The sequence below is a fragment of the uncultured Microbacterium sp. genome (assembly GCF_913776565.1).
Lineage (GTDB): Bacteria > Actinomycetota > Actinomycetes > Actinomycetales > Microbacteriaceae > Microbacterium.
Genome location: NZ_CAJYPF010000234.1, coordinates 1 through 10,396 on the forward strand (window position 1 = coordinate 1; position 10,396 = coordinate 10,396).

Consider the following 10,396-nt stretch of genomic DNA (forward strand, 5'->3'; position numbering starts at 1 on the left):
CATCGCGACGCTCGTGGCCGGCGCCGTGCTGGTCGTGGCGGGACTCGTGGCCGAGCAGCTGTGCACCATCCGGAAGGACGACGATGACGACACCCCCCGGAACACCCCCGCCGGACCCGTCGGGGCCTGAGCAGGTCGCTAGCGCTGAGCCGGTCGCGAGCGCTGAGCCGGTCGCGAGCGCTGCGCCGGTGGCGAGCGCTGCGCCGGTGGCGGAGGCTTCGGTCGCGGGTGGCGCGCCGGGCGCCGATGCCGTGCCGGCCGGGCGCGCGCCGGCGAAGGCGGACGCGCTCGGCACGGGCACGTACGATCGCATCCTCGAACCCCGCTCTCCGCGTCGCCTGCCGCTGGGCGACGGGACGTGGTACCAGCTGGCGCGTGCGTACGTGCGCGTGCAGCTCATCACCCAGGGCGCGGTGCTGCTGGTCGTCCTCGCCGTCGCGGTGATCCTTCAGGCGTGGACGGGGTTCGTGTGGCACTGGATCCCCGCGGGCGTGGTCCTGGCGGTGACGCTCGTCGGGCTGCTCATCACCCCGCGCCAAGCGCGCTCCGTCGGGTACCAGTTGCGTCGGGACGACCTGGTCTTCCGCCGCGGCATCCTGTGGCAACGCGTGGTCGCGGTCCCCTACGGCCGTATGCAGCTCGTGGACATCACGCACGGACCGCTCGACCGGGGGTTCGGCATCGCTCAGCTCAAGCTCGTGACCGCGGCCGCGGCGTCGGGTGTGACCATCCCGGGCCTGACGCAGCAGGCGGCCGACCAGCTGCGCGACACCCTGGTCGCCGTGGCCGAGACCCGCCGGACGGGCCTGTGAGCGATCCGGGCGCGGGGACCGGCGCGTGGCGTCCCGATTCATCGCCCGCGGCGGGGGAGCCGGTGCCGACGCCTGACGACCGTAGGGGCGACGCCGCACCGACGGCGTCGCCGAGCGCGCCGCTGCACTCCGATCCCGCGCCGACGGCCGGACGCGGGCTGCCGCGTGCCGCGGTGCGCTCGCCCTTCAGCGACGGCCAGTGGCATCGCCTGCACCCGCTGACTCCGCTCTTACGCGGGGGACTGACGCTCCTCGTCGTGATCGGCGTGATCGTGGCGAACCTGCGCGAACGGCTGATCGAGCTCTTCTTCCCGATCTTCACCGACCTGCCGCCGGGGGAGCTGCCCCCCGACCCCGTCGATTTCCTCTTCGCGAACAACCTCATCCTCATCGCGGGAGGGATCACCCTCGGGGTGCTCGTCGTGCTTCTCGTGCTCTTCCGCTTGTCGTGGCGGTTCCACACTCTGCGCATCGGCGATGACGATGTCGAGGTGCGCTCGGGCGTGCTGTTCCGCACGCACCGCCGCGCCCCGCTCGACCGCGTCCAGGGCGTGAACCTGACGCGTCCGATGATCGCGCGACTCCTGGGACTGGCCAAGCTCGAGGTGGTCGGCGCGGGCCTGGACGCCAACGTCCGGCTCGAGTACCTCTCGGGCGCGGATGCCGAGGCGGTTCGCGGTGACATCCTGCGCCTCGCGTCGGGTCGCCGTCTGGCCGAGGCGCGAGCGAAGGCCGGCGATCGCGGTTCGCTCGTGCAGCAGGCCGCGGATGCCGTGGGCTCGGGACTGCAGCAGCTCGTCGACGGCGAGGACTTCAGCGACGCCGAGCCCGAGACCATCGTCCGCATCCCGATCGGCCGCCTCGTGGCATCCCGTGTGCTGAGCGGGTCGACGCTCGTCCTCGTCGCGCTGGTGGGGGGTATCGCGGTGGCCGCGTCGGTGTCGACGCTGTGGCTGCTGTTCACGGTCGTCCCCATGTTCCTGGCGTTCGGTGCGTATTACGTGCGATCCATCGCGCGGGGCCTGCGCTATTCGATCGCGCCGACCCCCGACGGGGTGCGTGTCACGTTCGGGCTCTTCACGACGGTCTCCGAGGTCGTCCCGCCGGGGCGGGTGCACGCGATCGAGGTGCGCCAACCGCTGCTGTGGCGCCCGTTCGGATGGTGGGCCGTCTCGGTCAACCGTCTGTCGGGTCGCTCCTCGACGGACACGAGCACCGACCAGTTCGCCGCGGTCCTGCCCATCGGCACGCGGGACGACGTCGAACGGGTCCTGCGCATCCTCGCCCCGGGCCTGTCGCCCGCGGAATGGACACTCGTGTTCCGGGACGGCATCCTGGGTCCGGTGGACGAGGATCCGTATACGACCACCCCGCTCCGGGCGCGGTGGCTGCGACCGCTGTCGTGGCGGCGCAACGGCGCTCTCGTGACGGCGGATGCCCTGCTGCTGCGCCGCGGATGGGTGTGGCGCTCGCTCAGCATCCTGCCGCTCGCACGCCTGCAGTCCGTCGGGCTCCATCAGGGGCCGGTGGCGCGCGCCCTGGGGACGGCGACGATCGTCGGCCACGTCATCGCCGGGAGCGTGCAGACCGCGGTCGGTGCGCTCGATCGCGATGACGCCGTCGCGCTCTTCGACCGGACGGCGCACGCGGCGGTCGCCGCGGCGGCGGGCGACCGCAGCCACCGGTGGGCCGGATGACCGGCCGCGACGGACGCCTGGGCGTCGGCATCATCGGTGCGGGCCGCGTGGGGCCCGTCATCGGCGCGGCCCTCGCGGGGGCCGGGCATGCGCTCACCGGCATCACCTCGGGATCGGACGACGACCGCGTCGAGGCCATCCTGCCGGGACTTCCCGTGCTCGCCGCCGATGAGGTGGTCCGCCGCAGCGAGCTCGTGATCATCGCGGTCCCGCATGACGAGATCCCGGGGCTCGTCGCGGGGCTGGCCGATCTCGGCGCCTGGCAACCCGGGCAGTTGGTGCTGCACACCGACGCGGGGTATGGGGCGCGCGTCCTCGACCCGGCGGCCCTGCGCGGAGCGATCCCGCTCGCGATCCATCCGGCGATCTCGTTCACCGGAGCGTCGTCCGTCGACCTGCGGCAACTCGCCCAGGCGTACGCCGCCGTCACCGCTCCGGGGCCCGTGCTGCCGATCGCCCAGGCCCTCGCCGTCGAGCTCGGATGCGAACCGGTGGTCGTCGCCGAACAGGACCGGCCGACGTACGCCGAGGCCATCGCGACGGCGACGGAGTTCTCGCGCTCGATCGTGCGACAGAGCTCGGAGCTGCTGACCCGTGTCGGTGTCGACAACCCCGGCGGGTACCTCTCGGCCCTCGTCCGCTCCACCGTCGACCAGGCGCTCGCCGAGGGAGCCGGCCGGAGCGTGCGGGACGGCGACGCTACGATCGACGGATGATCCGCACCCTCGACGATCTGCGCACCCGACTCGGCGAGATTCGCGGCGCGAACCGACCCGACGACCGTCCGCGCGTCGCGCTCGTCTCGACGCTGGGCGCGCTGCACGACGGCCACGTCGATCTCATCCGCGAGGCGCGCGAGCGCGCCGACGTCGTCGTCGTGTCGACCTTCGTCAACCCGCTCCGCTTCCGAACGGCGGAGGAGACCGCCGCGTACCCACGCTCGCCCGAGGCGGACGCGCGGGTGCTCGATGAGCTGGGCGTCGATGTGGTCTTCGCCCCGTCCGCCGCGGAGTTCCTGCCGGCGGGCACGGCCACCACCCGGGTGTCGGCGGGTGACGTGGGCCTGCGGTACGAGGGGCGCGTGCGCCCGTTCTACTTCGACGGTGTGCTCACCGTCGAGGCCAAGCTCTTCCACCTGATCGCCCCCGACGTGGTCGTCTACGGGGAGCGCGATCTGCAGCGCATCTTCCTGGTGCGTCGCATGGTGCGCGATCTCGACTTCGCGGTCGAGGTGGTCTCGGTTCCGACCGTGCGCACCGAGGACGGTCTGCCGATCTCGAGTCGCGTCGCCCTGCTCGACGAGGCGGACCGCCGCGCCGCGGCCAAGCTCCCGCGCGCGCTCGAGGCGGCGGCATCCAATGCGGATCTGGGAGTGGACGCGTGCATCGCCGCCGCGCAGTCGTCGCTGATGGGCGAGCAGCGCATCTCGCTGGAGTACCTCAGCGTGGTCGATCCGGCGACGTTCCTGCCGGTCGACGACGGTCATCACGGACGCGCCCTGGCCTTGATCGCGGCGACCGTCGGGGGCCACCGCTTCATCGACAACGTCGAGATCTCGCTGCGCTGAGGCAGGGCCGGAGCGTCGTCGGCCGCTCGGGCCGGGGAGCGCGCCGCGGAGCGCGCGGACGCGGCGAATAGAATGGGCGAGACCCCGAGGAGCTTGACGATGACCGACGCGCCCGCGAACGACGCCGCCGAACCCACCGAAGACGAGGTCTTCGAGCAGAAGGCGGTGCGACTGGCCAAGCGTGAGCGTCTGCTCGCCGAGCGCCTGGATGCCGCGGGCGGCGCCTACCCGGTCTCGGTGCCGATCACGACCACGATCCCGGCGCTGCGCGCCCGCTTCGGCGACCTCGAAGCCGGAGCCGAGACGGGGGAGACGGCGGGTGTCGCCGGACGCGTCGTGTTCAGCCGCAACACCGGCAAGCTGTGCTTCGCCTCGCTGCAGGCCGGCGACGGCAGCCGCATCCAGGCCATGGTCTCCCTCGCCAGCGTGGGCGACGAGTCGCTGCAGGCGTGGAAGGAGCTCGTCGACCTGGGCGACCACGTGTTCGTCTCGGGCGAGGTGATCTCGAGCCGTCGCGGTGAGCTGTCGATCATGGTGAGCGAGTGGACGATCGCCGCGAAGGCCGTGCTGCCCCTGCCCAACCTGCACTCCGAGCTGAGTGAGGAGAGCCGCGTCCGCAGCCGCTTCCTCGACCTGATCGTGCGCGACCGCGCCCGCGAGACGGTCCTGGCCCGCGCCAAGGTCAATGCGAGCCTGCGCCGCACCTTCACCGAGCGCGACTTCGTCGAGGTCGAGACGCCGATGCTGCAGGTGCAGCACGGCGGGGCGAGCGCCCGTCCGTTCACGACCCATTCGAACGCCTTCGACACCGAGCTGTACCTGCGCATCGCCCCCGAACTGTTCCTCAAGCGCGCGGTCGTGGGTGGCATCGACCGCGTCTACGAGATCAACCGCAACTTCCGCAACGAGGGCGCCGACTCGACGCACAGCCCCGAGTTCGCGATGCTCGAGGCCTACCAGGCCTACACCGACTACAACGGCATCGCCGACCTGACGCAGACCCTGATCCAGGATGCCGCGGTCGCCGTCGCCGGTTCGACCACCGTCACGTGGGCCGACGGCACGGAGTACGACCTCGGCGGCGACTGGGACCGCATCTCGATGTACGGCTCGCTGTCGGCGGCGTCCGGGCGCGAGATCACACCGCAGACCCCGGTCGAGGAGCTGCGCGCGTTCGGCGCGGAGCAGGGCGTGGACGCGCCCCCGCACGAGACCCACGGCAAATGGGTCGAGGAGCTCTGGGAGCACTTCGTCAAGGGTGGTCTGACGCGCCCGACGTTCGTTATGGACTTCCCCGTCGACACCAGCCCCCTCGTGCGTGAGCACCGCTCCATCGAGGGGGTCGTGGAGAAGTGGGACCTCTACGTCCGCGGCTTCGAGCTGGCCACGGGCTACTCCGAGCTCATCGACCCCGTGATCCAGCGTCACCGCTTCACCGAGCAGGCCAAGCTCGCCGCGCGCGGCGACGACGAGGCCATGCCGATCGACGAGGAGTTCCTGCGCGCTCTCGAGCACGGCATGCCGCCCACGGGCGGCATGGGCATGGGGATCGACCGTCTGCTCATGGCGATCACCGGCCTCGGGATCCGCGAGACGATCCTGTTCCCGCTGGTGAAGTAGGGCCTTCGTACACCCACTCCGGCAGCTGCCCGGCCGACACGAGCGTGAGGACGATCTCGCTCAGGCCGTGCCTCTCGTCGAGACGCAGAGCCTTCTCGGCGTAGGCGGCGGCGTGACTGGCGCGGCCGCCCGCCCAGGCGAGCCACGCGCAGGCCGCCAGCGGTCCGGGGCGACGCTCGTCCGGCGTGAGCGCGGCCACGCGCCGGCACGCGTCGAGGCCGGCTCGCAGCCGTGACGGATCGGGGCGCGCGCCTTCTCCGTACAGCGGCCGGGCGAGGTCCGCAGGGATCGGCGTCCCGGTGCGGTATGCCGTCTGCGCGTGCAGGACGGCATCCCCCGTCGGAAGATCCGTGGCCCACTGCACCAGAGCGACGTCTCGCAGCGCCGGGCGTTCGAGGCAGAAGCCGAGCGCGGCCAGGTGCGCGAGGTCGAGCTGTTCGGTCGGGACCGACGCGATCCGCTCGAACAGCGCCGGAGGGTCGCCGATCCCGGCCACGGCCTCGTCGATGCGGGCGCGACGGGCGGGACTCACGCGCCGTCTGGCGGACCCGCGGACCAGGGCGACCTCGATGTCGTCGACCAGGCGACCGAACGCACGCGCGGACTCGCCATCGACCTCGGGCAGGGCCGCGGCGGAGGTCTGGTCGGGGTGTACCTCGACGCCCTCGACGACGGGCTTCGGGTGCGCCGTGATCTCGCCGAGGGGGTGGATCGTCGCCGGATCCAGGAAGCTGGCCCAGCCGTTCGAACCGACGACGAAGGCGTCGACCAGGCGCAGCCCGCAGATCTGCGCGCGGGAGCGCACGGCATCCACGAATCCGAGGTGCGGCAGTCCCGCCGCGAGCGGGACGTCCGCGTAGACGACGACCGCGACGCCGTCGGTGCGGCGGACCTTGCACGCCATGCCGATGACCGTCGAGGCCAGTCCGTCCTCGACGGCGTCGCCCTCGGGCGGCAGGTCGACGCGCATCGCTCCGAGGGAGTGCACGCCGTCGAAGGGGACGATGACGAGGCTCTGCCGCGGAGTGCACTCGAGCAGGTGGGGGACGATGGACAGGAACGCGGACGGCGAGGTGGCGCGGACGACGGTGGTGGTCATGGGTCGAGAGTGGCCGTGTCGCCGCATCGCCCGAGAGGCCGAATAGCTCGACGGTGGATGACTTCGCCGTTCGGCACGGTGTGCAGGAGTCGTCCGGGGCGGGCGCCCAGGCGCCGCGGGTATCCTGGAGAGCATGGACGAGACCTGGACCGCGATGCTGTGGGCGATTCTGCCGACCCTCGTAGTGTCGGTCGTGTTCTTCTTCATCCTCCGCAACGTCATCCGCATGGACCGCACCGAGCGCAAGGCCTACGCCCGCATCGAGGCGCAGGAGCGCGCCAAGCGCGGCCTCCCGCCCGCGGCTCCGGCCGGCGACGGCTCGGCGAACTGACGATCGCGGCCTCTGTCCGAGGTCGTCGCTACGCTGGGTGCACAACCCGCCCAGGAGGATCCGTGTTCACCGCCACGTTCGACGCGAGCTGGCTCGTCATCACGCTCTTCGTCGTCGACCTCGTGGTGCGCATCGCCGCCATCATCATCGTGCCGCGCAATCGCCGCCCCACCGCGGCCATGGCCTGGCTGCTCGCGATCTACTTCATCCCGTTCGTCGGCGTCCTGCTCTTCCTGCTGATCGGAAACCCGCGACTCCCGCGCAAACGCCGCCGCAAGCAGACCGACATCAACCGGTACATCCACGACACCAGTGCCTCGCTCGACTTCGGCACCCTTCGCCCGAACGCCCCGCAGTGGTTCCGCTCGCTCGTGCAGCTCAACCGCAACCTGGGCGCCATGCCCATCGCGGGCGACAACGCCGCGACCCTCATCGCCGACTACCAGCAGAGCCTGGATGCCATGGCCGACGCGATCCGCCAGGCGAAACGCTATGTGCACGTCGAGTTCTACATCCTGCAGACCGACGACTCGACCGACAACTTCTTCCGCGCCCTCGAAGAGGCGGCCCAGCGCGGCGTCGTCGTCCGCGTGCTGCTCGATCACTGGGCCAACCGCGGGAAACCCCGCTACAAGCAGACCCTGCGGCGCCTGGACGCGATGGGGGCGCACTGGCACCTCATGCTGCCCGTCCAGCCGCTGCGCGGGCGGTACCAGCGGCCCGACCTGCGCAACCACCGCAAGCTCCTCGTGATCGACGGCGACGTGGCGTACATGGGGTCGCAGAACGTCACCGACTCGTCGTACAACCTGCGCCGCAACATCCGCCGGGGCCTGCACTGGGTCGACCTGATGGTGCGCGTCGAAGGGCCCGTCGTCGCGAGCATCAACGCGGTCTTCCTGTCGGACTGGTACAGCGAGACCGACGAGACCCTCACCGACGAGATCGACCTGTTCTCGGTCACGTCGGGCCCGGGCGACCTCGACTGCCAGATCGTGCCGTCGGGTCCCGGCTTCGACTTCCAGAACAACCTCAAGCTCTTCCTCGGTCTGCTGTTCGCGGCGCAGGAGCGCATCATCATCGTGAGCCCCTACTTCGTGCCCGACGAGGCTCTGCTGCTGGCCATCACCACGGCCTGTCAGCGGGGGGTGCACGTCGAGCTGTTCGTCTCCGAAGAGGGCGACCAGGCCATGGTCTATCACGCGCAGCGCAGCTATTACGAAGCCCTGCTGCGCGCGGGAGTCGTCATCTGGATGTACCGCAAACCTTTCATCCTGCACAGCAAGAGCGTCACGATCGACGACGAGGTCGCGGTCATCGGTTCGAGCAACATGGACATGCGCTCGTTCGGTCTCAACCTCGAGGTGTCGATGCTGGTGCGGGGCGAGGAGTTCGTACGCGACATGCGCGCAGTGGAGCACACCTACCGCCGCCTCAGCCGGCAGCTCACGGTCGAGGAGTGGCAGCGTCAGCCCCTGCGCTCCACGATCCTCGACAACCTCGCGCGCCTCACCTCCGCGTTGCAGTGATCTGTGGCGGCGTTCGCCGTCGGCATCCAGGATTCTTCGGCATCATGGATGCCGAAACCGCCCCGGAGGTCCGCATGTCCCGTCACCGTCTGACCCTCATCGGCCTGCTCGGCGCGAGCCTGCTCGCCGCCGGCGCCCTCGCCGGCTGCGCCTCGGGAGCGGCCTCCGCTCCATCGGCGACGTCGTCGACACAGGATGCCGAGGCCTCGGCCCCGGGCGCCGACGTCGCGGCCGCGTGGGTCGACGCCGGTCGCGCGATCGCCGTCGTGACTTACGGCAGCTCGTCGTGCGTCCCCGTGGTCGAGGGTGAGTCGACCGTGGCCAACGGCGTGCTGACGGTGACCCTGGCGGATGCCCAGCGCGACGCCTGCACGCGCGACATGGCGCCCCGCGCGACGCTCGTGCCGCTGCCCGCGGGGGTCGACGCGGCGCAGCCGCTCGCCGTCACCGTCTCGGGCGCCGTCGAGGGCAAGACGCGTCTGGATGGCCTCGCGAGCGTGCCCGCCGCGCCGGCCGACCTCACCGCCAGCGCCGGATGGGTCGACCGGTCGATGGTCGCGATCGTGACGTACGGCAGCTCGGGGTGCGTGCCGACGGTCGAGTCGGTGACCTCGCAGGGCGAGACCGTCGAGGTGCAGTTCGCCACGCCCCCGGCCGACCAGATCTGCACGATGGACTTCGCGCCCCGGGTCACCCTGGCCGACATCGGCCGCGAGGCGGGTCAGGGCGACGTGTCGCTCGTCCTGTCCGGAGGCGGGGTGCAGGTCACCGACCCGGTGCCCGTCCTCGGCACCCGTTGACCGTTCCTCCCCACGCGACCGTTCTGCACCGGATGTCCCGCGCGGCGCTCCACTGCGTCGGGTGTGGTCCAATCTGCCGGGATGGCGGTCGAATCCTTCCCCCCGCAGCTCGGCTCCCGTTTCAGCGTCGGGGAGGCTCGCCGGGCGGGTGTGACGTCCGGGCGGCTTCGCTCTGCTGAGCTGCAGCGTCCGTTCCACGGCGTACGGGAAGTGGATGCCGAGGGGCAACGCACGCACCTCGACCTGATGCTCGCGTACGCCACGCGCATATCTCCGCACGCGTTCTTCAGTCACGGCAGTGCGGCGACGGCGTGGAACCTCCCCGTGCCCGCGGCACTTCGGCTCGACCATGTCCACGTCGCGGTCGCACGACCACGCCGCGCCCCCGGCGGGCGGGGCGTGCGGGGCCACTCGTTGAACGCCGAATCCGTCTCGGTGCGGGAGCACCCGGTTCACGGCATCCGCCTCACCTCGCCCCCAACCACCTGGGTGCACCTCGCGTCGGAGATCGACCACCCCTATGACCTGGTCGCCCTCGGTGACGCGATCGTCCGCCGGCCGCAGCATCGGCAGGACCCCGAAGCGCTCGGATCGCTCGATCAGCTCGAGGCCGCCGTCATGGCATCCCGTCGACGAGGCGCCCGCGCGCTGCGCTCGGCGCTGAACCGGGTGCGCGACGGTTCGTCGTCGCGGCCCGAGTCATGGACGCGACTGCTGCTCGTGGACGCGGGGCTGCCGGAGCCATGCCCGGCTCACGTGGTGCGCGCGCCCGACGGATCATTCGTGGCGCGTCTCGACCTCGCGTACCCGGACCGAAACGTCGGACTCGAGTACGAGGGCGAACACCACCTGCGCGACCGGCGGCAGTGGCAGCGGGACATCCGCCGCTACGAGATGCTCGCCGATCTCGGGTGGCGCGTCGTGCGCCTCACCTCGCGGGA

The 10,396-nt window shown here is 71.4% G+C and carries 10 protein-coding genes; 9 read left to right on the forward strand and 1 reads right to left on the reverse strand.

Going from position 1 to position 10,396, the window contains the following annotated elements; genetic code table 11:
• The first annotated feature begins 251 nt into the window (after positions 1-251).
• The 5 genes from QZ433_RS13030 (at position 252) to lysS (ending at position 5,696) form a co-directional block, all read left to right on the forward strand.
• Complete coding sequence (locus tag QZ433_RS13030) at positions 252-812, forward strand: PH domain-containing protein (RefSeq protein ID WP_295784280.1); 561 nt, start codon at positions 252-254, stop codon at positions 810-812.
• Between the two features lie 62 nt (positions 813-874).
• Positions 875-2,509 carry a PH domain-containing protein gene (locus QZ433_RS13035; protein WP_295784263.1) on the forward strand — a complete coding sequence of 545 codons (1,635 nt, stop codon included), beginning with the start codon at positions 875-877 and terminating at the stop codon, positions 2,507-2,509.
• Positions 2,506-3,225 (forward strand): DUF2520 domain-containing protein, encoded by a 720-nt coding sequence (locus tag QZ433_RS13040; protein WP_295784265.1) that lies wholly within the window; start codon positions 2,506-2,508, stop codon positions 3,223-3,225. Before QZ433_RS13035 ends, QZ433_RS13040 begins: the two co-directional genes overlap by 4 nt.
• A complete protein-coding gene (panC, locus tag QZ433_RS13045; protein WP_295784267.1) occupies positions 3,222-4,076 on the forward strand; it encodes a pantoate--beta-alanine ligase in 855 nt (284 codons plus the stop codon). The genes QZ433_RS13040 and panC overlap by 4 nt, the downstream gene beginning before the upstream one ends.
• A 99-nt stretch (positions 4,077-4,175) precedes the next feature.
• Positions 4,176-5,696 carry a lysine--tRNA ligase gene (gene lysS / locus QZ433_RS13050; RefSeq protein WP_295784269.1) on the forward strand — a complete coding sequence of 507 codons (1,521 nt, stop codon included), beginning with the start codon at positions 4,176-4,178 and terminating at the stop codon, positions 5,694-5,696.
• On the opposite strand, the gene QZ433_RS13055 is transcribed toward lysS, so the two are convergent.
• On the reverse strand, positions 5,647-6,795 hold the full coding sequence (locus tag QZ433_RS13055) for a DUF4192 family protein (RefSeq protein ID WP_295784271.1): 1,149 nt from the start codon (positions 6,793-6,795) through the stop codon (positions 5,647-5,649). The two genes, lysS and QZ433_RS13055, sit on opposite strands and share 50 nt — an antisense overlap.
• Positions 6,796-6,928: 133 nt before the next feature.
• Here QZ433_RS13055 and QZ433_RS13060 point away from each other — a divergent pair, with 133 nt between their 5' ends.
• From QZ433_RS13060 to QZ433_RS13075, 4 genes are all read left to right on the forward strand, one after another.
• Positions 6,929-7,126 carry a hypothetical protein gene (locus tag QZ433_RS13060; RefSeq protein WP_108318032.1) on the forward strand — a complete coding sequence of 66 codons (198 nt, stop codon included), beginning with the start codon at positions 6,929-6,931 and terminating at the stop codon, positions 7,124-7,126.
• Between the two features lie 62 nt (positions 7,127-7,188).
• A complete protein-coding gene (cls, locus tag QZ433_RS13065; protein ID WP_295784273.1) occupies positions 7,189-8,655 on the forward strand; it encodes a cardiolipin synthase in 1,467 nt (488 codons plus the stop codon).
• Between the two features lie 44 nt (positions 8,656-8,699).
• Positions 8,700-9,455 carry a hypothetical protein gene (locus tag QZ433_RS13070; protein WP_295784275.1) on the forward strand — a complete coding sequence of 252 codons (756 nt, stop codon included), beginning with the start codon at positions 8,700-8,702 and terminating at the stop codon, positions 9,453-9,455.
• An 81-nt stretch (positions 9,456-9,536) separates the two neighbouring features.
• A partial coding sequence (locus QZ433_RS13075) for a hypothetical protein (protein WP_295784277.1) occupies positions 9,537-10,396 on the forward strand: 860 nt, incomplete at its 3' end.